Origin of the sequence: Plantactinospora sp. CA-294935 (assembly GCF_050936445.1) — a bacterium.
Classification (GTDB): domain Bacteria; phylum Actinomycetota; class Actinomycetes; order Mycobacteriales; family Micromonosporaceae; genus Plantactinospora.
Window position 1 is genome coordinate 1,219,598 of sequence record NZ_JBNJMU010000001.1, and the last position, 21,575, is coordinate 1,241,172.

21 protein-coding genes and 1 pseudogene are annotated in these 21,575 nt (G+C 72.6%); 7 read left to right on the forward strand and 15 right to left on the reverse strand.

Annotated features, from left to right (window positions below):
* Positions 1–83: 83 nt before the first annotated feature.
* Positions 84–974, forward strand: a pseudogene (locus tag ACQEVC_RS05450) (DUF5667 domain-containing protein); the annotation flags it as partial.
* A gap of 293 nt (positions 975–1,267) precedes the next feature.
* Positions 1,268–2,146, forward strand: coding sequence for an HAD family hydrolase (locus ACQEVC_RS05455; protein ID WP_432873905.1), 879 nt, complete (start codon positions 1,268–1,270; stop codon positions 2,144–2,146).
* Positions 2,147–2,156: 10 nt separating this feature from the next.
* Here ACQEVC_RS05455 and ACQEVC_RS05460 read toward each other — a convergent pair whose 3' ends face one another.
* The 9 genes from ACQEVC_RS05460 to ACQEVC_RS05500 all read right to left on the reverse strand — a co-directional run bounded on the left by ACQEVC_RS05460 (position 2,157) and on the right by ACQEVC_RS05500 (position 11,475).
* Positions 2,157–3,191, reverse strand: a complete 1,035-nt coding sequence (locus tag ACQEVC_RS05460) for a lysophospholipid acyltransferase family protein (protein WP_432873907.1) — start codon at positions 3,189–3,191, stop codon at positions 2,157–2,159.
* Positions 3,188–4,312 (reverse strand): NAD-dependent epimerase/dehydratase family protein, encoded by a 1,125-nt coding sequence (locus tag ACQEVC_RS05465; RefSeq protein ID WP_432873909.1) that lies wholly within the window; start codon positions 4,310–4,312, stop codon positions 3,188–3,190. The genes ACQEVC_RS05460 and ACQEVC_RS05465 overlap by 4 nt, the downstream gene beginning before the upstream one ends.
* A 120-nt stretch (positions 4,313–4,432) precedes the next feature.
* Entirely contained in the window at positions 4,433–4,534 is a 102-nt protein-coding gene (locus ACQEVC_RS05470) for a 30S ribosomal protein bS22 (protein WP_007465623.1), read from the reverse strand.
* 229 nt (positions 4,535–4,763) lie between these two features.
* Entirely contained in the window at positions 4,764–4,976 is a 213-nt protein-coding gene (locus ACQEVC_RS05475) for a helix-turn-helix domain-containing protein (protein WP_432873910.1), read from the reverse strand.
* 245 nt (positions 4,977–5,221) lie between these two features.
* Complete coding sequence (locus ACQEVC_RS05480) at positions 5,222–6,406, reverse strand: ABC transporter permease (RefSeq protein WP_432873911.1); 1,185 nt, start codon at positions 6,404–6,406, stop codon at positions 5,222–5,224.
* Positions 6,403–7,359, reverse strand: coding sequence for an ABC transporter ATP-binding protein (locus tag ACQEVC_RS05485; RefSeq protein WP_432873913.1), 957 nt, complete (start codon positions 7,357–7,359; stop codon positions 6,403–6,405). Before ACQEVC_RS05485 ends, ACQEVC_RS05480 begins: the two co-directional genes overlap by 4 nt.
* A gap of 62 nt (positions 7,360–7,421) precedes the next feature.
* Complete coding sequence (locus tag ACQEVC_RS05490; RefSeq protein WP_432891046.1) at positions 7,422–8,879, reverse strand: efflux RND transporter periplasmic adaptor subunit; 1,458 nt, start codon at positions 8,877–8,879, stop codon at positions 7,422–7,424.
* Positions 8,880–8,915: 36 nt separating this feature from the next.
* Positions 8,916–10,730, reverse strand: coding sequence for a hypothetical protein (locus ACQEVC_RS05495; protein WP_432873915.1), 1,815 nt, complete (start codon positions 10,728–10,730; stop codon positions 8,916–8,918).
* A 43-nt stretch (positions 10,731–10,773) separates the two neighbouring features.
* Positions 10,774–11,475, reverse strand: coding sequence for a permease prefix domain 1-containing protein (locus tag ACQEVC_RS05500; protein WP_432873916.1), 702 nt, complete (start codon positions 11,473–11,475; stop codon positions 10,774–10,776).
* 450 nt (positions 11,476–11,925) lie between these two features.
* Between ACQEVC_RS05500 and ACQEVC_RS05505 the strand changes: the two genes are divergently transcribed.
* Entirely contained in the window at positions 11,926–14,442 is a 2,517-nt protein-coding gene (locus ACQEVC_RS05505) for a hypothetical protein (protein ID WP_432873918.1), read from the forward strand.
* Positions 14,443–14,607: 165 nt separating this feature from the next.
* Here ACQEVC_RS05505 and ACQEVC_RS05510 read toward each other — a convergent pair whose 3' ends face one another.
* Together ACQEVC_RS05510 and ACQEVC_RS05515 are read right to left on the reverse strand one after the other, a co-directional pair.
* Positions 14,608–15,378, reverse strand: coding sequence for a DUF1963 domain-containing protein (locus ACQEVC_RS05510; RefSeq protein ID WP_432873920.1), 771 nt, complete (start codon positions 15,376–15,378; stop codon positions 14,608–14,610).
* A gap of 130 nt (positions 15,379–15,508) precedes the next feature.
* Positions 15,509–16,429, reverse strand: a complete 921-nt coding sequence (locus tag ACQEVC_RS05515) for a proline dehydrogenase family protein (RefSeq protein ID WP_432873922.1) — start codon at positions 16,427–16,429, stop codon at positions 15,509–15,511.
* Between the two features lie 117 nt (positions 16,430–16,546).
* Here ACQEVC_RS05515 and ACQEVC_RS05520 point away from each other — a divergent pair, with 117 nt between their 5' ends.
* The 3 genes from ACQEVC_RS05520 to ACQEVC_RS05530 are packed head-to-tail and all read left to right on the forward strand — an operon-like array spanning position 16,547 to position 18,621.
* Entirely contained in the window at positions 16,547–16,843 is a 297-nt protein-coding gene (locus tag ACQEVC_RS05520) for a hypothetical protein (protein WP_432873923.1), read from the forward strand.
* Positions 16,844–16,845: 2 nt separating this feature from the next.
* Positions 16,846–18,027: a glutathionylspermidine synthase family protein gene (locus ACQEVC_RS05525; protein ID WP_432873925.1), complete on the forward strand. Its 1,182-nt coding sequence runs from the start codon at positions 16,846–16,848 to the stop codon at positions 18,025–18,027.
* An 18-nt stretch (positions 18,028–18,045) separates the two neighbouring features.
* Entirely contained in the window at positions 18,046–18,621 is a 576-nt protein-coding gene (locus ACQEVC_RS05530) for a CGNR zinc finger domain-containing protein (RefSeq protein ID WP_432873927.1), read from the forward strand.
* Positions 18,622–18,685: 64 nt separating this feature from the next.
* Here ACQEVC_RS05530 and rpmG read toward each other — a convergent pair whose 3' ends face one another.
* Positions 18,686–18,853: a 50S ribosomal protein L33 gene (gene rpmG / locus ACQEVC_RS05535; protein ID WP_318400155.1), complete on the reverse strand. Its 168-nt coding sequence runs from the start codon at positions 18,851–18,853 to the stop codon at positions 18,686–18,688.
* A 236-nt stretch (positions 18,854–19,089) separates the two neighbouring features.
* Here rpmG and ACQEVC_RS05540 point away from each other — a divergent pair, with 236 nt between their 5' ends.
* On the forward strand, positions 19,090–20,364 hold the full coding sequence (locus tag ACQEVC_RS05540) for a CobW family GTP-binding protein (RefSeq protein ID WP_432873929.1): 1,275 nt from the start codon (positions 19,090–19,092) through the stop codon (positions 20,362–20,364).
* On the opposite strand, the gene ACQEVC_RS05545 is transcribed toward ACQEVC_RS05540, so the two are convergent.
* The 3 genes from ACQEVC_RS05545 to ACQEVC_RS05555 are packed head-to-tail and all read right to left on the reverse strand — an operon-like array spanning position 20,298 to position 21,535.
* Positions 20,298–20,744, reverse strand: a complete 447-nt coding sequence (locus tag ACQEVC_RS05545) for a VOC family protein (protein WP_432873931.1) — start codon at positions 20,742–20,744, stop codon at positions 20,298–20,300. The two genes, ACQEVC_RS05540 and ACQEVC_RS05545, sit on opposite strands and share 67 nt — an antisense overlap.
* A 40-nt stretch (positions 20,745–20,784) precedes the next feature.
* Positions 20,785–21,312, reverse strand: coding sequence for a GNAT family N-acetyltransferase (locus ACQEVC_RS05550; RefSeq protein WP_432873933.1), 528 nt, complete (start codon positions 21,310–21,312; stop codon positions 20,785–20,787).
* Between the two features lie 37 nt (positions 21,313–21,349).
* On the reverse strand, positions 21,350–21,535 hold the full coding sequence (locus ACQEVC_RS05555; RefSeq protein ID WP_432873935.1) for a hypothetical protein: 186 nt from the start codon (positions 21,533–21,535) through the stop codon (positions 21,350–21,352).
* Between the last annotated feature and the right edge of the window lie 40 nt (positions 21,536–21,575).

The window sequence follows — 21,575 nt, forward strand, 5'->3', positions numbered from 1 at the left end:
CCGTGGCCTGGTCCTGAAGTCAGCCACCGTCGTACCCGGGCGGCGAGACGGGCCGACCGCAGCATCGCGACCAGCGAAGGGAGGTGTCGGCGGTGAGTTGGAAGACTTTCTACCGCCAACGCGCCGAGCGCTTCGCGCAGCTGCTCGACGAGGCCAACGGAGGCCGTCGCCACCACGTCCGGTCCCGGGTCGACGACGACCTGGCACAGCCGCTGGCTGTCGGGCAACGCCTCAGGGACGTGCAGTCCACCGTCGAGGTCGACCCCGACTTCCGGGCCGGCCTGCGGGCCATGCTCGTCGCCACCGCCGAGCGGGAAGGGATCGGCGCGACCGCCAGCGACGACGCCATCGTCGACGGCGGCGGCCAACCCGCCACCCGCCGGGCCGGTCAGCCCGCGTTCCGGGGTCCACGTACCCGGGCCCGGGCCCGCGGCGCCGTCGTCATCGGGGTCGCGGTCGGCGCGATCGCGGTTTCCGGGATGTCCGCCGCCAGTGAGAACGCCGTACCCGGCGACGCGCTGTACGGCATGAAGCGGCACACCGAACGCGCCCAGCTCGCCCTGGCCAGCTCCGACCTGAGTCGCGGGCAGCTCTTCCTCGACTTCGCGCGTACCCGGCTCGCCGAGGCGGTCGCGGTCGGTGGGCAGAACTTCGGCTTCTCCGCCGTCCTGGAGGACATGGACGCCGACACCCGGCAGGGCATCAAGCTGCTGACCAGCGCGGCGGTGCAGCGCCAGGACCCGGCCGCGCTCGACGCCGTGGACAGCTTCCTGCGTCAGCAGCGGCCGCAGGTCGTCCGCCTCTTCGAGGACACCACCCGGGCCACCCGCAGTCGCGCCAACGACTCGCTGGAACTCCTCGACGACGTGCAGCACCGGTCCGAGAGCCTCCGGGCCGCGCTCGCCTGCGGAGTCGGCGCGATCGGTCGGCAGGACTCGATCGGACCGCTTCCCCGGACCTGCCCGGTCAGCCGTGGCCCGGCCGGTACGCCGCCGGACGGGCTGCCACCGGCGACCGAGGGGGACGGCGGCAGTCGTACCCCGGAGGAGCCGCCGCGTGCCCCGGACCGTACCTCGGCACCCAGGCCACCGGCTCCGACGCCCAGCCAGGACCAGCCACCGGCGGTACGGGACCGCAGCACCACCGAGCCCGTGCACCGGGTCGGCGGCTGACCATCGCCCGCACCGGCCCGGCTGTCCCGGACTCCGGGTGCGCCTCGGCGGATCCGGCTACCCTCGCTGTGTACCCGTAGCGAGGAGGTTCCCGCGTGGCCCGGGCCCGCAAGGTGACGGTCAGCACCGACGACCACGGTCACACCGCCGGCTGGGCCGACGCGGGGCCGGACGCCCCACCGGCGGATTCGGCCCGGACCGACCCCCGGGCCGCCGCCTTCTTCGACGTGGACAACACGGTGATGCAGGGCGCCTCCATCTACTGGTTCGCCCGTGGCCTGGCGGCCCGCAACTACCTCACCACCGGTGACCTGGTCCGGTTCGCCTGGCAGCAGCTCCGGTTCCGGGTACTCGCCGTCGAGCACCCCGGCAGCATGTCCCGGGTCAAGGAGGCGGCGCTGGCCTTCGTCGCCGGTTGGCGGGTCGAGGACGTCGAACGGCTCACCGAGGAGATCTTCGACGAGCTGATGGCGCCCCGGATCTGGGCCGGCACCCGGGCCCTGGCCCAGCAGCACCTGGACGCCGGCCAGCGGGTCTGGCTGGTCACCGCCGCCCCGGTGGAGATCGGCCGGATCATCGCGGCCCGGCTCGGCCTGACCGGTGCGCTCGGCACCGTCGCCGAGATCCGCGACGGGGCGTACACCGGGCGGCTGGTCGGTGACCTGATGCACGGGCCGGCGAAGGCGGACGCGGTGGTCCAGCTCGCCACGGTGGAAGGGCTGGACCTGGACCGGTGCGCCGCCTACAGCGACTCCGCCAACGACCTGCCGATGCTCTCCGCCGTCGGCCGGGCGGTGGCGATCAACCCGGACGGCACTCTGCTCCGGCACGCCCAGGAACGCGGTTGGGCGGTACACGACTTCCGGACCGGGCGGAAGGCGGCCCGGATCGCCGTACCCTCGACCGTGGCCGCCGGGCTGGTGGCCGGCGCGGTGACGGCGGGGCTGGCGATGCGTCGCCGGCTGACCCGGTAACCGCCTCCGGTCAGGGGCCGAACGGGTCGGGCCGCTTCTCCAGCAACTGGTGCAGGGTCTGCTGGATGGTCTCCCGGACCTGGTCGGCGAGGTTGAAGACGACCAGTGGATCGTCGGCGGAGTCGACCAGGTGATCGGTGGGGATCGGCGGGCAGAACTCGATCAGCCACTTGCTGGGCAGTGGCACCGCACCGAGCGGGCCGAGCCACGGAAAGGTCGGCGTCACCGGGAAGTACGGCAGCTTGAGCAGCCGGGCCAGCGGCTTGATGTCGGCGAGCATCGGGTACGTCTCCTCGGCGCCGACGATCGCCACCGGGATGATCGGCGTCCCGGTGCGGAGCGCGGCGGAGACGAAGCCGCCCCGGCCGAACCGTTGCAACTTGTAGCGGTCCGCGTAGAGCTTGCCGACACCTTTGAAGCCCTCGGGGAAGACGCCGACCAGTTCACCCCGGCCGAGCAGCCGCTCGGCGTCCGGGTTGCAGGCCACGGTGCCGCCGGTCTTGCGGACCAGTTCGGAGACGACCGGCATCCGGAAGACCAGGTCGGCGCCGAGCAGCCGCAGGTAGCGGTGCTTCGGGTGCCGGTCGTGCAGCACGGCCGCCAGCACCAGCGCGTCCATCGCGACCGTGCCGGAGTGGTTGCCGACCACCAGCCCGGCACCGTCGACCGGCAGGCGGTGCACGCCGTAGACCTCGGTGCGGAACCAGTCGCGGTAGAGCCGGCGCAGCACCGGATGGAAGACCTGGTCGGTCAGCTCGGGGTCGAAGCCGAACTCGTCGACCTCGTACTGTCCGGAGAGGCGCCGGCGCAGGAAGGCCAGCCCGGCGGCGACCCGCCGGTCCCAGACGTCACCCGGCCGGTCGGGCACCGACGGCCCGGTCGGGCCGGACCGGCGCCCGTTGCGCCGCGCCGACCGCTCCAGCGCCGTGCCGTCCTGCTCCGCGGGCACGGAGTATCGCCGGTCCGGGGTGTTTCCCGGATCGTGCCGCGCCCCTGCGTACTCGCCGTTTCCGGTGCCGGTGGGCTGCCGGTCGTCGCCGGTCATCGTCCGCCCCGCTCCGCCGGCCCGGCACCGTCGACCACGCCGAGCTGGGCGATCCGGTCCCGGACCGTGGCCCGGGTGTGCCGGATGCCGTCCATGATCGCCTGCTCGGCCCGGCGGAGCTGCTCCGGCCCGAGCACCGTACCGTCGCGGTGGCTGGCGATGAAGTCGTCGAAGGCGGCGGCGGTGGAGCGCGGGGTGAAGCCGTACTCCGTGGTCAGCCTGGTGGTGTCGACCACCCGGCCGTGCACGAACAGGTCGACCTGGTCGAGCCCGTAGCGGGCGAAGCCCAGCACCCGGGCGAGCCCGGCCGCGCCGGAGAGCCCCGGCTCCACCACCGGCAGGGCGACCCGGCCGGCCCGGCGGATCGCCTGGGAGAGCGCCAACACTCCCGGCCCGGCGACGTTGTACGTCCCGGGGTGCTCCTCCACCACCGACCGGTGCAGCACCTCCAGCACGTCGTCGAAGTGCACGAACTGGAGCCGGGGGTCACGACCGAGCACGGTCGGCACCACGGGCTGGGCGAAATACCTGGTCAGCGTGGTGTTGGCCATCGAGCCGACGAAGGGCGCGAAGCGCAGCACAGTGGCGGTGACGTCGGGGCGGCGCCGCCGGAAGCCGCGGACGTACCCCTCGATGTCGAGGATGTCCCGGGCGAAGCCGCCACGCGGCACGGCCCGGGGCTCGGTGTCCTCGGTGAAGACGGCCGGGTCCCGGAACGACGCCCCGTAGGCGGCGGTCGACGACCGGACGACCAGCTTGCGCAGCCGGGGCGCCCGCTGGGCGGCGGCGAGCAACTGCATCGTGCCGATGACGTTCTGCTCCTTCATCGCCGCCCGGCCGCCGTGCTGCGGATCAGCCGCGGTGACCAGCGCCAGGTGCACGACGGCGTCGGCACCCAGCTCGTCGATGATGGTGCTCACCGCGCCGGCGTCGGCCCGGACCCGCTCGACACCGTCGAGCAGCTCCGCGATCTCGTCCGCCGGTTCGTGCACGTCGAGACCGACGACCCGGGCGATCCGGCCGTCGGCGACGAGCCGCGCCGCGACGTGCGCGCCGAGGAACCGGCTGACTCCGGTCACCACGACGACCCCCGGTGCACCGGGAGTGCTACCGGGGGTCACCTCGCGCTCCGCGCGGGACGACCCGGGCCGGGCCCGGACCGCCGCGACGTCGTCACGTGGGCCTCCGAAGGTCGACAGTCTGACCGGCTCACCACCGGCCGGGCAGGCGCCCGGCCGGGGTCACTTACCGAGACGGCGACGCTGGACGCGGGTCTTGCGCAGCAGCTTGCGGTGCTTCTTCTTGGCCATGCGCTTGCGGCGCTTCTTGACCACCGAGCCCATACGACAGCCCTTCTGATGCGACGTGCTGATCGGACCGGCCTCACCCGCGGGTGCGGCCGGCTACCGAGCTGGACAACGGACCGGGCCGGCACGACGGGCTCGCACCCATATCGGCACGTGGCCACGGTCGCGGTCCAGACTAGCCCTCGGCGGTCAGCCGGACCAAAGCGCCCCCCACGACGAACCGCCCGGAGCGCTCCGGAACCGTCGCGACGCCACCGCTCAGCCGTCAGGCGGTCTCCTGAAAGGCGCCGCGCAGATAGTCGTGCACGGCGTGCTCCGGCACTCGGAACGACCGGCCGACCCGCACCGCGGTCAGCTCGCCGGAGTGCACCAGCCGGTAGACCGTCATCTTCGAGACCCGCATCAGCGTCGCCACCTCGGCGACGGTCAGAAACCTGATCTCCGGCATTCGGCTGTCCGGTTGTGGTGATCCTGCCATGGCTCACCAACCCATCCCAATCCCCGGCGCGTGCCGCCCGGCGGGATGCTTCCGCGCCGCAGCTACGCGCGTGTTACCAGTACGGTAACGGGGCGGCTGTGACCGGCGCGATCCCTTCGGGCAATTGATCATCACTGGCTCGTCCGTCGACCCGTGGGAACCCGTCATCGGGCCCTTTCCAACCTGAACCGCGCACCGCGTCCGTGCCTGCGGTGCGCGGGACCGCCAGGGAAGGTGGAGAAGGTTCATTCGGCGCGCAGCGCGATCACCGGATCCAACCGGCCGGCCCGCTGCGCCGGTACCACCCCGAAGATGATCCCGACCGCCGCCGAGACCCCGAACGAGAGCGTCAGCGACCACCAGGTGACCACCGCCGGTACCGGGGAGAGGGCGGCCACCAGCAGCGCGGCGCCCACCCCGAGCCCCATCCCGAGCACCCCGCCGAGCGCGGTCAGCAGCACCGCCTCCAGCAGGAACTGGATCCCGATGTCCCGGGGGCGGGCGCCGACCGCTTTGCGCAGGCCGATCTCCCGGGTCCGTTCGCGTACCGAGACCAGCATGATGTTGGAGACCCCGACGCCGCCGACCAGCAGCGAGATGCCGGCGATCGCGGCCAGCACCCCGGTGAGCACCCCGAGGATGTCCCCGAGTACGCCGAGGATCTGCTCCTGGGTCACCGCGCTGAACTCGGTGTCCGGGTGCCGCCGGGTCAGCTCGGCGACGACCCGGGCCGCGAGGTCGTCGATCTCCTCCCGGTCCGGCGCCTTGATCGCGATCCCGTCGATCCGCTGGGTGCCGTAGAGCCGGTGCGCGGCGGTGACCGGGATGTGCACCTCGTCGTCCCGGTCCACCCCGAGGCTCTGGCCGAGCGGGGCGAAGACCCCGACCACCCGGAACCGTACGCCGGCGATCGCGACCTGCTGCCCGACCGGTTCGCGGTCGCCGAAGAGGGTACCGGCGACCGTGGCGCCGAGCACCGCCACCCGGCGGCTGGTGTCCACATCGGACGAGGTCAGGTAGCTGCCCCGGTCCAGTTCCCGGACGAAGACCTCGGGCGTGGTCTCCAGTACGCCCTGCACGGTGGTGAACGCCGAGCGGGTGCCGGCGCGTACCGTCTCGCCGGAGGTGACCGTGACCGCCACCCGGCGCGGATCGCCGACGACCCGGTTGACCGCCTCGACGTCGGCCAGGGAGAGCCGGGAGACCGCCGGTGCCGCGCCGAAGTCGAGCCGGCCGGGCACCACGACGAGCAGGTTGGAGCCGAGCCCCTCGACCTGTTGCTCCACCTCCCGCTTGGCGCCGGTGCCGATCGCGACCAGCACCACCACGGCGGCCACCCCGATCACCACCCCGAGCATGGTGAGCATGCTGCGCAGCCGGTTCGCCGCCAGGGCGTCCAGCGCGACCCGCCACGCCTCGGCGATCCTCACGATCCGCTCTCCGGCCCGGCTGCCGGCCCGTCGGCGTGCCCGGGGCCGGCTCCGCTCGACCCGCGGCGTCCGGTGGCTTCGGTGGCGCCACCGAAGCCACCGGACGGGTGCCCCGAGTCGCTTCCGGACGCTCGTCGGGGCTCCGCGCTGGGAGCGGGATCTACTATCTCAGGCGCCCGCCGCGCCGCCGGCACGACCGTCGCCGAATCCGGCCCGGGCGCCGGTGGTACGGCCGCCGGTTCCGGCTCCAGCGCCGGTGTGACCAGGACGCCGTCGCGCATCGTGACCTGCCGGTGCGCCCGCTCGGCGACCTCCCGGTCGTGGGTGACCAGCACCAGCGCCACCCCGTCGGAGGCGTTCAGCTCCTCCAGCAGGGACAGCACGGACTCGCCGGTCGCGCTGTCCAGGTTGCCGGTCGGCTCGTCGGCGAGCAGCAGTACCGGATCGGTGACCAGGGCCCGGGCGATCGCCACCCGCTGCTGCTCACCGCCGGAGAGCTGGTTGGGCCGGTGGTCCAGCCGGTGCCCGAGGCCGACCCGGCCCAGCATCGCCGCCGCCAGCTCCCGCCGCCGCCGACCGCCGATCCCCCGGTAGACCAGCGGCAGCGCGACGTTGTCGAGGGCGGAGGTCCGGGGCAGCAGGTGGAACGACTGGAAGACGAAGCCGATGGTCTCGTTGCGCAGCGTGGCGAGTTCGCCGGCGTCCAGCGTGGCGACGTCCCGACCGCCGATCACCAGCCGGCCGGCGCTGGGCCGGTCCAGCCCGCCGAGCAGGTGCATCAGGGTCGACTTACCCGACCCGGACGGGCCGACGACCGCCACGTAGTCACCGGCGGCGATGGTCAGCGAGACGCCGCGCAGCGCGGTCACCGACACCCCGCCCAGGTCGTACGTCCGGACCAGGTCGACCGCCTCGACCGCCACCCCGGACCGCCGGGTCGGTCCATCGGCCACCCCGGACCGCCGCGTCGGTCCCCCGGTCGCAACGTCGGCGGAGCTGCCCACCGGCGCGGCGGTCAACGTACCCGCTCTCCGGAGCGCACCTGGTCGCCGCCGCTGACCACCACCTGCTGGCCCGGCTGCACCCCGCTGACGATCTGCACCAGGTCCTGGCCCTGCACCCCGACCGTCACCGGCACCTGCTCGGCGATCCCGTCCTCGACCACCCAGACCGCGTCCCGCCCCTGCGCCGAGTGCACCGCCGCGGCCGGTACGGTCACCGCGCCGGCCGCCTCCCGGACCCGCAGCCGGACCACCGCGCTCATCCCGGGGCGCGGTGCCGGGGCGGCCCGCCCGTCGGCGAAGCGCCCGGAGCCGAGCGAGAGCCGCACCCGGTACGAGACACCGCCCCGGGCCGACGCGGTCGGCAGTACGTCGACCGAGCGGACCCGGGCCGAATATTCCGCCCCGGTGGCGGCGTCCAGCTCCACGCTCGCCGGCACACCCTGGTTGACCAGCAGCACATCGGTCTCGTCCACCTCGGCGACCAGCCCGAGGTCGGACAGGTCCACCACGGTCAGGATCGGGGTGCCCGCGCTCACCCGGCCGCCGACCGGCACCGCGCCGTCGACGCCGGCCACCGGTGCGGTCGGATTGCCTCCGCCGAGCGCCCCGGCCGGATCGACCCCGCCCGGGGCACCCAGCCCACCGGTCGCGCCGAGCAGTCCGGCCAGCGCGTCGGCCGTACCGGCACCGGCAGCCGGCGAGGCGGGGCCGCCGAGCTGCACCACCCCACCGATCGGTGCCCGCAGCACGAGCGCGTCGACGGTCGCCTTCGCCAGGTCGTACGCCTGCTCGGCCTGGAGACGCTGGGCGGCGGAGAGTGCCCGTACCGCGGAATTCAGCCCGGCGACGCCGCGCTGGACGGCGCGTACCGCCGCACCGGCGGTCTCGGCCGCCGCCTGGTACTGCCGCTCCGCGATCCGGACCTGGGCGAGCAGCGCGGCCCGGGCGGCCGGGTCGGTGAGCTTGCCGGCGGCGTCCCGGGCGGCCTGGAACGCCTGCGCCGCCGCCCGGTCGGTGCCACGGCGCAACCGGGACAGGTCGGTGCCGCCGCCGACCCCCCGCCCGGCGCTCCGGGCCGCATCGAGGGCCCGACGGGCCTTGGCCAGCCGGTCCCGGGCCGAGGGCGAGTCGACGACCGCGAGCACCCGGCCCGGCCTGATCAGGGCACCCGGCCTGACCCGCAGCTCGGCCAGGGTGCCGTCGGCGGGTGCGCTCAGGGTGGCCGCCGCCCGCGCCGTCACGCTGGCCGGCGCGTCGACCAGTTCGGCCACGTCGGCCCGCTCCACACTGGCCAGCCCGACCTGGTCCTCGGACTCGCAGGAGGCCGCGGAGAGGCCGAACAGGACGGTGAGGGCGAGGAGGGCGGCGGGTATCACGGGGCGACGGGGCCGCGGTGCTGCGGACAGGCGCGGCGGAGAGGCGCGACGCACGCCGCCATGGTACGAGGTGCCACCCGCATCGGCCGGCAGGACGCGCGGGCCACTAGCCCGCTGAGCTGCACCTGATCAGGAGGCGGTCCTCTTCACGTACGCCACGCACTCGTCGTGCAGCTTCGACCAGTCCTGGCCGAACGCCTCCTGGGACGCCTCGTCCTCCGACCGGCCGTCGTGCACCACCAGTTTGAAGAAGGTGAGTACGTCCTTCTCGCCGAACCGGTCGACGAGATGCCGGACGGCGAGATAGCCGACGCCGTAACTGCCGGCGACGTGCCAGTCCTCGGAACGGTCGCTGGGCGCCACGTCCGCCAGTTCGCCGTTCCAGCCCGAGCTGACCAGCCGGCCGACGTCGTCGAGGCTGCCGTACCGAGTCGCCGCCCGGCCACCCGCCGCCGCCTGTTCGGCGATCCCCTCCACCAGCCACCAGGCGTCGTCGGGGATCCGGCCGGCGCCGGCCAGCGAGGAGGCGTGGGTCAGCTCGTGCCGCATCAGGTCGGCGTACTGGCCCGGCACCACGGCCTTGGAGTTGAGCACCAGGTCGTACTGGTCACCGCCGACCGGTACGGCGTATCCGGCGGTCCACTCCGGACGGTTGCCGCCGTACCAGCGGCTCCACTCGTTCGGCCCGGCGTAGAAGATCAGGTAGCGCTCCGGCGGCGAGCCGTCCACGGCGTACCGGTCGGCGACCCTGGCCGCCCGCTCCCCCTCGCGCAGCAGGTCGGGCAGCCGGTCCCGGAACGCCCGGGGCGCGGCGACCAGGGTACGTTCGCCGATCGAGGCGACCAGTTCGTCGCTCTCCCAGGGCCGGGGCCGACCCGGCCCGCCGGTCCTGTCGGTGTCGATCGCGGTCAGTCGCGGCTGGCCGCCGGCGTCCTTCCACCGGGTGACCATGGTGATCTCGTTCGGCTCGCAGGCCGGGCTGACGAAGCAGTGCGAGAGGGTGAGGTTCGCCCGCCACTCGCCGGCCGTGTTCAGCTCGCTCACCCGGCCCAGCAGCTTGGGCTCCCACTTGCTCACCCGCATCGCCCGCAGCGTCCGGAAGTCGCGCCGGAGTTGCCGGGCGACAGGCGTGTTCGGCTCGGCGAGCCCGACGTAGCCGTTCTCGTCGCCGCCGAGCAACGCCTTCGCCTGCCCGTCGAGCAGGCCGCGGATCTGCTCGGTGAGCCAGTCGCCGGTGACCGAGGGCGGGTCGCCGGCCTTCGGGCTGGCTGCCGCCCCGGCACCGGCGGCCGGGCCGGTCGGCCCGGACACCCGGTCGAGCAGCGCCGCACCGATCGCGACCGGGGCCGCGCAGAGCAGCAGGGCCACAACGGTGCCGAGCCCCACCCAGAGCGGCCACCGTCGACGGCGCGGCGGCGGAACCAGCCCGGCCGGTGGCGGGTAGCCACCGGGCATCGGGTACCCGGCCGGCGCCGGATAGCCGGGCCGCGCCGGATGACCGACCGGCCCCGGCGGGTACCGGCCGGGCTGCTGGTCGGCCGGCTGGTAACCAGCGGGCGGCTCCACACCAGCGCCATAGCCGGCAGGCTGGTAACCAGCGGGACGCTCTGCACCAGCGCCGTAGCCGGCGGGGGTGGGCTGGTGGTGGTAGGGGTTCGGCTGGTAGCCGGTGGGCTCCACGGGATAGCGGGAGACCGGCGGGCGACCGTGCATGGCCGGTTCCGGCGCGGACGGCTGGTAACCGCCTGACGGCGGGTACCCGGAGGGCTGGTGGTCGGCCAGTGGATAGCCGGTCTGCGGCTGGTGGTCGGCCAGTGGATAGCCGGTCTGCGGCTGGTGGTCGGCCAGTGGATAGCCGGTCTGCGGCTGGTGGTCGGCCAGTGGATAGCCGGTCTGCGGCTGGTGGTCGGCCGGTGGGCGGTCGCGGTACTCCCCGTCGGTCACCGCCGGAGAGTACGACCAATCGTCCAACCGCGCGATCCTGCCCTCACCGAGCCGCCCACGACCCGGCCGATTGTGCCGCCGACCGGCAGCCCGGCCGCTCCGCAGCCCGCCAGCAGTGCCGGGCCGAGCCGAGCAGCAGGCCCGACGAGACCGCCCAGCCCACCCCGCCGACCAGCGCCTGCGCGCCCCCGTCCCCTGGCGGCAGTACGGCCAGCAGCACGCCGCAGACCATGGTCACCCCGACCACCACCGAGGCGAGTACGGCGGTCAGCCGAATCGCCGCCGGACGGATGTCGAAGTGCCGTGGTCCCCAGCGCAGCAGGATTGCCGCGACGAGGGCGGTGCCGAGGGCAAGCCCGGCGAAGGTGTCCGTCACCCGGGCCAACCACAGGTACGCCGCCCCCGGCTCGACGCCGTCCCAGAACTGCTGCCACCCGCCGATCCGGGCCAGCAGCTCCGACGCGCCGTACTGAACGCCGAGCACTCCGACGAGCAGCAGCGCCGTACGCCGTCCCTGTGCCACCGCCAGCACGTCCTGGAGTCCCGTCGCGATCCGCTCGGCCGAACCGAACTCCCGGACGGCCACCCGTTGCGCCTCCGCGTCGGTCAGCCCGTCGCGCCGGTGCCACTCGGCGGCGTCGACCAGCGCGTCCCGGATCTCGGCCAGCATGTCGGCCCGCAACCGGGCGGAGCCGCGCAACCGGTCACCAACCGCGGAGACGTAGTCGTCGATCGGGGCGGTCACCGCCCCAGTCTCGCTGCCGTACCCGTGGAAGGCCATCCGGAGCAACCCGGCCGGAGGAACCCTGACCCGGATAGGGCGTCTTTACGGTCGCCACTACCGCAACGCGCTGGATGAGCGGGATGGGTTCGATGTACGAATTGTGCCTGGACCGGCCGACTCAGGCAGGAAGAGCGGTACGTCCGCCGAGTAACCGTCTGCTTTTTTCTGCCCGAAATTGGATTGCCACGATCTGGCCCGCATCTATCCGGTTAGCGCTTTTCAAGCGTGGACTGGCCCCGATTCCACTTGTTCGTGGGTTTTCTTCATATCGGCCCGCAATGCACTGAAGGGCACCGTACGGTGACGTTAAGTGGCTACAACCTATTTGTGGCCCTCCGCGCCCCAGATGGTGCGGCCGTGTCTTGTATTCGAAAGGCAGGGAGCTTGATGTCCGAATTCCAAGGGAGCCACGTGGATCCCGGTCAGCCCACGACGCGGCCGAAAAGGCGGCGGTCCCGGTGGTTCTTAGCCGGGGGCATCGTCGCTGGCAGCCTGGTAGCCGGCGCGGCTGGCCTGGCCGGGGTGGCCACGTTGGCCGGCGACAAGGGTCTGGCAGACGTGGACCTGGGACAGTTGTCCGTCGTCGCCGCCGAGAACGACAAGGGCGACAACGGCAAAGACCAGGGCAAGCACGAAGATCCCAAGGACCCGAACGGCAAGCACGAGGGTGGCGAGGACTCCCAGGGCGGCAACTGGCAGGACTACTGCAAGCCCGGCGGCTGGCAGGGCCACGGCGACAAGAAGGCCGAGGACCCGAAGGCGAAGCCCGAGGACCCGAAGGACCCGAAGGCGAAGCCCGAGGAGTCGAAGGACCCGAAGGCGAAGCCCGAGGACCCGAAGGACCCGAAGGCGAAGCCCGAGGAGTCGAAGGACCCGAAGGCGAAGCCCGAGGAGTCGAAGGACCCGAAGGCCGGACCGGCCACCGAGTCCAAGGACCCGAAGGCCGGACCGGCCACCGAGTCCAAGGACGCCAAGGAGAAGCCTGAGGACTCCAAGGACTCCAACGGCTCCGGCTGGCAGGGCGGCTCGCAAGGCGGTTCCGAGGGCGGCTCACAGGGCGGTTCCGGCTGGCAGGGCGGATCGCAGAGCGGATCGCAGGGCGGTTCCGGCTGGCAAGGCGGATCGCAGAGCGGATCGCAGGGCGGATCCGGCTGGCAGGGCGGATCGCAAGGCGGATCGCAGGGCGGATCCGGCTGGCAGGGCGGATCGCAAGGCGGATCGCAGGGCGGATCCGGCTGGCAAGGCGGATCGCAAGGCGGATCGCAGGGCGGATCGCAGGGCGGATCGCAGGGCGGATCCGGCTGGCAAGGCGGCTCACAGGGCGGATCGCAGGGCGGATCCGGCTGGCAAGGCGGCTCACAGGGCGGCGGCGAGAACGGCTCGTCCGGGGAAACTCCCGGCTCCGACAGCTCTCGCTGGCACGGCGGGTCCCAGGGCGGCGGCGAGAACGGCTCGGGCTCGGAGGGCTCGGGCTGGAACGGCGGGTCCCAGGGCAGCAGCGAGAACGGCTCGGGCTGGAACGGCGGGTCCCAGAATGGCCGCGAGGGCTGTGGCTCGGACAAGCGCGAGGACGAGGACAAGCGCAAGGACGAGGACAAGCGCAAGGACGAGGACAAGCACGCGGACGAGAAGGTGACGTCCGTACCGTGCGACCCCGACAAGCTCATCGCCGCGCTGGTTCACGCCAACGCCGAGGGTGGCGGCAGCCTCAAGCTCGCGCCGAAGTGCACCTACACGCTCACCGCGCACGACGACAGCGGCGAGAAGCACAACGGCAAGGGTGAGAAGGGTGAGAAGGACTACGGCAAGGCGTCGACCGATGCCGCCTCCACCAACGACACCATGGGCGTGCCGGGGGCGAAGGGCGAGAAGGACGACAAGAAGCACAACAAGAAGGATGACAAGAAGCACGACAAGAAGGACGACAAGAAGCACGACAAGTCCGGCCTGCCCGTGATCAAGGCGCCGATCAAGATCAAGGGTGAGGGCGCGACGATCACCCGGGACACGTACGCCAAGGACTTCCGCTTCTTCACCGTCCGTGACGGTGGCGAGCTGGAGTTGAGTGACGTCTTCCTGGAGAACGGGCGGGCGGACGAGGGTGGCGCGATCTCGGTCGACCACGGCGCCAGCGCCAAGGTCAAGCGGGTCACGATCTCGGACAGCACCGCACTCGCCAAGGACGGCGGCGGCGGCGCGATCTTCAACGACGGCCACCTCGAGGTTACCGAGAGCAAGTTCGAGGAGAACAACTCGGCCGGCAACGGTGGCGGGATCCTCAACGGTGGTGTCCTCACCGTGGAGAAGTCCGAGTTCTTCAGCAACAGCGCCTACAAGGCCGGCGGTGGGCTCGCCAACTACCAGGGGGCGGCCGACATCAGCAAGAGCGCCTTCGAGCACAACAACGCGGCAGAGGGCGGCGGCATCGCCAGCGTCTCGGCCCGGACCAAGGTCTGGGACGGCGAGGTCAACGGCAACACCGCGAAGGTCGGCGGCGGCCTGTTCAACAAGGACGCCACCCTCACGGTCCGGGGGCTGCACGTCAGCAAGAACCTCGGCACCAAGGACGGCGGCGGCATCGCCACCATCAAGGGTCTGCTCACGGTGGACGAAAGCAAGATCACCAAGAACACCACGCGGGGCGACGGCGGCGGCATCTTCGCCGAGAAGTCCGAGGTGATCGTGCGGGACACCGAGGTCAGCAAGAACAGCGCCGTCGGCGCGCGTTCGGTCGGTGGCGGCATCGCGGTCGAGGGCGGTTCGCTCGAACTGAAGAAGAGCAAGATCGTCGAGAACGACGCCACCAAGAAGGGCGGCGGGCTCTTCGCCGAGCACGCCAAGGTCAAGGTGGACGACGACACCGTGATCAGCAAGAACCGGCCTGACAACTGCGCAGGCAAGGAAAAGGTCGACAACTGCTTCGCCTGATCCTCGGGTAACCGAGGCGCGGGTGACCGGTGGCGGGTAGCCGGTAACGGAGACCACGGCCGGTGACGGAGCGGACGCATCCGGTCCGTCGGGGGCAACGATCAGCAGATCGCACCCTCGGCGGGCCGGATGCGCTTTTCCGCGTACCGGGGCGGGGCGGACATCTCAGGCGACGTCGAGGACCCGGCGTACCCGGGAGAACCGGCCCGCCGCCAGATCCGGGCCGTCGATCCAGAACGAGATTCCGACCAGTTCGCCCCAGGCGGTCCCCGGCTCGGCCTCCAGCGCCAGCAGCGGCCGGTGGCCGGCCGGTCCCACCACCGGGCTGTCCGGCCAGCCCAGCAGCCGGTGCCGCACCGTCGGCAGCCGGTCGCGGATCTCGGTGACCAGGTCCATCACCCTGATCGGATCGGTCGAGAAGGCCGCCGCGAGTTCCGGCTCGGCGTAGTCGGGTGCGGCCAGGACCGGGGCGGCGACGAGCGGCAGTGCCGGAATCACCTCCGCCTCCGGCGGGGCGGCCCGATCCGGCAGCCCGACGGGTACGTGCAGCACGGCGCAGCCGTCGTCGCCCGGGCCCGCCCCGAAGTCGGCGCGGAACCACTCGTCGGAGAAGAAGAGCAGCGTCCCGTCCCGGGGCAGCATCCACTCCGGACCGAGCATCGGCGCCAGCGCGGCACAGTCGAGCCGGGCCAGCAGCGCCATCGGCCGCCCCTGGTGCTCCGGCCACCGCACCCCGTCCGGCAGTCCGGGCAGTCCGCCGTACCAGCCTGCGACCGGGCCGGCGGGCTCGCCGTCGCGGCACCGGGCCGGTACGGCGAGTCCGATCGAGGGGCGGACCAGGCCGAGGACCTGTTCGAGCAGGTCCGGATCGGCCCGTGCCCGGGGCGAGTCGGCGAGGGCGGCACGCAACGCCGCCACCGCGCGGGAGAAGTCCATGGCGCGAGGATGCCAGGCGAAGCGGTTCGATCCCAGCCGGACCAGAGCCGCAGCCGGGCCAGAGAGCGCCGGCTGGGCAGCGGGCCGACCGGCGAGGCCGGACCGGTCACCTCCGGGTCGGCGTCGCGCGTTACCTCCGGATCGCCACGGCGCGGGCGAAGAACGCCAGGTTGGCCGGGCGCTCGGCGAGCCGGCGCATCAGGTAGCCGTACCAGTCGGTGCCGTACGGCAGGTAGACGCGTACGGTGTGGCCTGCCTCGGCGAGCCGGGCCTGCTCGTCCGGGCGTACGCCGTAGAGGAGCTGGAACTCGAACTGGTCCGGCGTACGGTCGAACCACCGGGACCGGTCCTCGGCGATCGCGATCAGCCGGGGGTCGTGGGTGGCGATCATCGGGTACCCCTGGCCGGCGAGCAGGATGTTCAGGCACCGGACATATGACTTGTCCACTTCCCGGGCCGACTGGTATGCCACCGACTCGGGCTCGGAGTAGGCCCCCTTGCAGAGCCGCACCCGCGACCCCGGGGTGGCCAGCTCCCGACAGTCCGCCTCGGTGCGCCGCAGGTACGCCTGGAGCACCGCCCCGGTACCCGGAAAGTCCTTGCGCAGCTCGGCCAGGATGTCCAGGGTCGAGTCGGTGGTGGTGTGGTCCTCCATGTCCAGGGTGACCGTGGTGCTTGCCGCCGCCGCGGCGGCGCAGATCGCGTGTGCGTGCTCCCGGGCCAGCCGCTCGTCGAACTTCTGGCCCAACGCCGAGAGCTTGACGCTGACCTCGGCCGGCGGGGTGAGCCCGGCCTCGGCGAGCCCGCCGAGCAGGGCCAGGTATTCGTCCCGGACGGCGATGGCCTGGTCTGGGTTGACGGTGTCCTCGCCCAGGTGGTCGATGGAGACCGCGAGACCGTCGGCGACGAGCTGGCGGGTGGCGCCCAGCGCGTCGTCGGTGGTGGTGCCGGCGACGAACCGGCGTACGACGTCCCGGGTGAACGGGGCCGTCTCGACGAGCCGCTCGATCCGGGATGACCGGGAGGCGGCGAGGATGACCGATCGGAGCATGAGCCGAGCGTAACGCCAGCCGGTCACCCGTACGCGGGGACCGGAGCCTCCCGGGCGACCGGGTGACGGACCCGCGCGATGGTCGCGGGCGGTGCGACGCCGGTCGGGGTGTCCGCGGTGGCGCGGATCGGTTACAACGATCTCGTGGAAAAAGTTTCGCGACGCCGTCTCCGGTCCGCGAGCGTGCAACTGGGCGCGCTCACCGCCCTCGCCGTCACCCTCTCCGGGTGTAACCAGGTGAGTGACGACGACGACTGCGACTCGCGGCCGAGCACACCACGGCCCCGCTCGCTGGCGTTGGCGGCGTACGCCCCGGCCACCGTGCCGGCCACCACGACCGGCGGGTCGACCGCCCCGGACGTACTGCCCGAGCGGGGCGGCTTCGGCACCCACCTCGCCTCCTGCGGCGGCTGACGGTGCGCCGGGAGAGCTGCCCGCCCCGGCCGGACTGGTCGGCGACGGTCCGCGCCCAGGGCCTGGTCTACGCCGACACCGAGCTGCCGGACGGCGGCCTCATGTCGTACTGGGACGAGAGCGCCTGCTACGCCTTCGACCTCGACGAGGTGCTCCGGCTGGAGGAGGCGACCGAGGAGCTGCACCGGATGTCGGTGGCCGCCGCCGAGCACGTGGTGGCGCGGAACCGGTTCGCCGAGTTCGGCATCCCGGCCTGGGCCGCCGAGGCGGTCACCCGGTCGCTGCGCGAGCAGCCGCCCACCCTGTACGGCCGGTTCGACCTCTGGTACGACGGCTCGTGGCCGCCGAAGCTGCTGGAGTACAACGCGGACACCCCGACCGCGCTGGTCGAGGCGGCGGTGATCCAGTGGTACTGGCTGGAGGACACCCGTCCCGAGCTGGACCAGTGGAACAGCGTGCACGAGCGGCTGGTCGCGGCCTGGCAGCGGATCGGTGCCGGCCTGCACGACCCGCTGGTGCACGTCGCCTGGTCGGACGAGGAGGAGACCGGCGAGGACCAGATGACCGCCGGCTACCTCGCCGAGACGGCCCGACAGGCGGGGCTGAAGACCGAGCTGCTGCCGATGCTCCAGATCGGCTGGGACGGCCGCCGGTTCACCGGCCCGCCCGGCCCGGACGGGGTGAGCACGCCGATCCTCACCTGCTTCAAGCTCTATCCCTGGGAGTGGATGCTCGCCGAGCCGTACGGCCGGCCGGCGCTGGACCCGGGCACCCCGACCACCTGGATCGAGCCGGCCTGGAAGCTGCTGCTCTCCAACAAGGCGCTGCTGGCCGTGCTCTGGGAGCTCTATCCCGGTCATCCCTACCTGCTGCCGGCGTACCTCGACTCGCCCCGGGGAATGACCGAATACGTGGTCAAGCCGCTGTTGGGTCGGGAGGGCGGTTCGGTGCGGATCGTCACCGGCGCCGGGGAGATCAACAATCCAGGGATTTACGGTGACGAAGGATGGTGTTACCAACAATTCCGCGCACTACCGTCGTTTTCGGATAATCACCTGGTGCTCGGCAGTTGGGTGGTGGCCGGCGAGGCGGCCGGTGCCGGGCTGCGGGAGAGCCGGAGCCTCATCACCGACGGCTACGCGCGGTTCCTTCCCCACTACGTGGACGCGCCACGGGAGCCGTAAGTCGTCTACGGTTGTCGGGTGAACTTCGACGCGTACGCCCGGACCGGGGTCGATCTCGTCAACGCGCGACTCGACGACCTCGACGACCTGCGGGCCGTTTTCACCGACGAGCACGGCTGGATGCGCGACGAGGTGACCGAACGGGACGTCGCCGCCTTCCGCCGGGCCCAGAAACGCCTGCGGGACGTCTTCGAATTCGGTTCCTCGGGACGGGACGCCAACGCGGTGGACGAGCTGAATTCGCTTTTGGAGAGCTATCCCGTCCAACCGCGCATCTCCGGGCACGACGCCAAGGACTGGCACATGCACGTGACCAGCCGGGGAGCCTCGGTGAGTGCCGAGTTCCTGGCCGGTGCGGTCTGGGGGCTGTCGGTCTGGCTCTGCGAGTACGGCAGTTCCCGGTTCGGTGTCTGTGCCGACGACCGCTGCGGCAACGTCTATCTGGACACCTCGTCCAACTGCTGCCGCCGGTTCTGCTCGGAGCGCTGCGCCACCCGGTCGCACGTCGCGGCGCACCGGGCCCGCAAGCGGGCCGCGGTGGAGGCGAAGGCACCGGCCGAGGTCGAGGAGAAGACTCCGACCCCGGTCGGCTGACCGGCCTCGCGGCAGCGCCCCGGCCCCGGGCAGGGGCGTCGCCGACCACCCCACCCGGATGCCGTCAGCGCTCCTCGCGGAAGTCGACGTGCCGGCGGAGCACCGGGTCGTACTTGCGTACCACCAACCGGTCCGGGTCGTTGCGGCGGTTCTTCCTGGTCACGTACGTGTAGCCGCTGCCGCCGGTACTGCGCAGCTTGACGATCGGGCGTACGTCGTTGCGCCGGGCCATCAGACCGTCACCTCCCGCCACGCCGGGTTGCGCACGGGGCCGTCGCTCGGCCGTGCGCCGGTGCGGGCGCTTCGTCTGGACATCTGGTTCCTCCTCGACCGCATATTCCCGTTTCGCCCCGACCAGGTCTTCCCCCGGCCCTGCCCGCCGAGTTCCACGCAGCGGGCGACTATAACCCGGGCGACAGGAGCGTGCTTATACTGACAATCATTTTCAACTACCTCGGAAGGCCCGCCATGTCGTCACCCCTGGCCCCCGACCACCTCGGCGCCGCCGCCCGCACCGACGGCCGCGCCTCGGTCACCGTGCTCGCCGGGTTCTGGCCCGCCGCCAGCTATGCGGTGGCGAGGGCGCTGCTCGCCGACGACCCGAGCCTGCTGCTGGTCCGGCACGAGCTGACCGACCTGCGCGCCGGGGTGCTCCGCCGGGTCGTCCGCGACGGAACCGGGATCATCGAGGACGAGATGATCGCGCTGGCGCACGGCTGCCTGTCCTGCACCCTGCGCGAGGACGTGCTGCCCACCCTCACCCGGCTGGCCCGGACCCGTCCCGGGCGGGACCTGCTGCTGCTACTGCCGGAGACCGTCGAGCCGGAGGCGGTCGCCGAGGTCTGCGCCCACCACCTGGTGGACGGCGCGCCGGTCACCGACCGGCTGCACTTCGACTCGTACGTGACGGTGGTCGACGCCGAGCACCTGCTCGACGGGCTGGCCAGCCCGGACGCCCTGACCACGCTCGGTATCCAGGCCGCCGACGACGACCACCGGGCCCTCGCCGACGTGATCGCCCGGCAGATCGAGTACGCCGACACCCTCGTGCTGTGGGGCGCCCCCGGCGACAGCTCCGACAGCGGTCAACTGTCGGTACTGCTGCACCGGCTGGCCCCGTGGGCGGTGCAACTCCCCGTCACCGAGCCGTACGTCGACGCGGGGGCGCTGACCCGGCGGCTGCGGCACACCGACCGGCACCGGCCGGAGACGCCCGGCGTACTGGCCCGGGGGATCGAGGGCTACCTGCTCGGGGTACCGGAACCGCAGCCGGACCACGGGGTGGTGTCGGCGGTGTTCCGGGCCCGCCGGCCGTTCCACCCCGGACGGCTGCACGAGGTGCTGACGGCGGTCAACGCGCCGGTGCTGCGTTCCCGGGGCGTGTGCTGGCTGGCCAGCCAGGCACAGATCGCGGTCGGCTGGGAGTTCGCCGGCGGCGGTCTGACGCTGGGCACCCTCGGCCGGTGGCTGGTCGACGCGCCGGACGAGGACTGGGCCGAGGCGAGCGACCAGCGCCGGCTCGCCGCCGCGCTGGACTGGGACCCGTACTACGGCGACCGGCACAACTACCTGGTCTTCGTCGGCTTCGACCTCGATCCGGTCGACATCCACCGCACGCTCGCCCGCTGCCTGCTCACCGACGCCGAACTGGCCGACGGCGAGGCCGGCTGGCGCGACTATCCCGACCCGTTCGCCGGCTGCTTCCCCGCCCCCGGATCCACACCGTCCACACCGGACGCCTGATCCGGCCAGGTACGTGCCTCGGCGCGGAACACCTCGGGATCGCCGGCCACCGGGATCACACAGAGCAGGTGACCGCCGGGTGCCCGAAGCACGTGGCAGTCCAGCCAGGTCGCGACCTCGGTGGCGCCGAGCGCGACCAGCCGGGCCACCTCGGCGGCCACGTCGTCCGTCTCGATGTCGAGGTGGTAGCGGGCGGCGGCGTCGACCGACTGGACCGCCGTCACCAGGCCCGGGATCGCCCGGCTCAGCACCTGGAACTGCGGTTCGGCCGGTTCCGGCCGGGCCCGGGTGCCGAACACCCCCGACCAGAAGTCGGCGGCGGCGGAAACCTCCGCCTCCGGCGTGTCGATGATGATCGCGTACGTCCGGGACCGGTGCATCGATGCGATGCTACGCCCGGCTCGGCCGGGACGCCGAGTGTCAGGGTTGGTCGGTACGGGTCAGGTCGAGCCGCCAGTCGTTGGAACGCATCAGCCGCCCCTTCGGAAACTCGAACTCGGTCTCGCCGAGCAGCTCGAAGCCGGCCTTTCGGCAGACCGCGTTGGAGGCGGCGTTGTCGACCGAGGGATAGGCGTGGGCGTACCGGTGGGTCCGCCGGGCGCGGGCCTCGTCGACCACGGCCAGCAGCGCGGCGGTGGCCAGCCCCCTGCCCTGGTACGCCGGCAGGATGCTCCAGCCCACCTCGTAGACCGTCTGGTCGTGCCAGTTCCGCTCCCAGTAGCCGATGCTGCCGACCGGCACCCCGTCCGGCAGGGCGACCACCCGGAACATGCACCCCTGCCCGCCGCCGCCGAACCGGACGTAACGCTCGTGCCGGGCGAGGACCTGCTCCTCGGTCTCCGGGCCACCCAGGTGCCGCTTCATCTCGGGCGCGTTTATCCGGCGCAGCAGCTCGAGGTCGCCCTCGCTCCACGGCTCGATCCGGACCCCATCCGATCCTCCGACCACGCCACCCACCTTCCTTCCGTCCGTCTGCCCCTGCCATTCAAGCTGGCCGGACCGACAATCGAGCCGCCTCGGATCCGCCCTCGTGCCACGCCTCGCGCATCCGCTCGTAGAACGCGGCCCGGTCGAGCGACTGCCGGACGCCCCGGCCGGAAGCCGTACGGGCCTGTTCCCGGCACAGCTCGGCGAGGGTGCTCACGCTGCTCATCGCGGTGCCGGTCGGCATCGTGGTGGCGCTGCGGCCGTACCGGCCTCGACCGGCGACG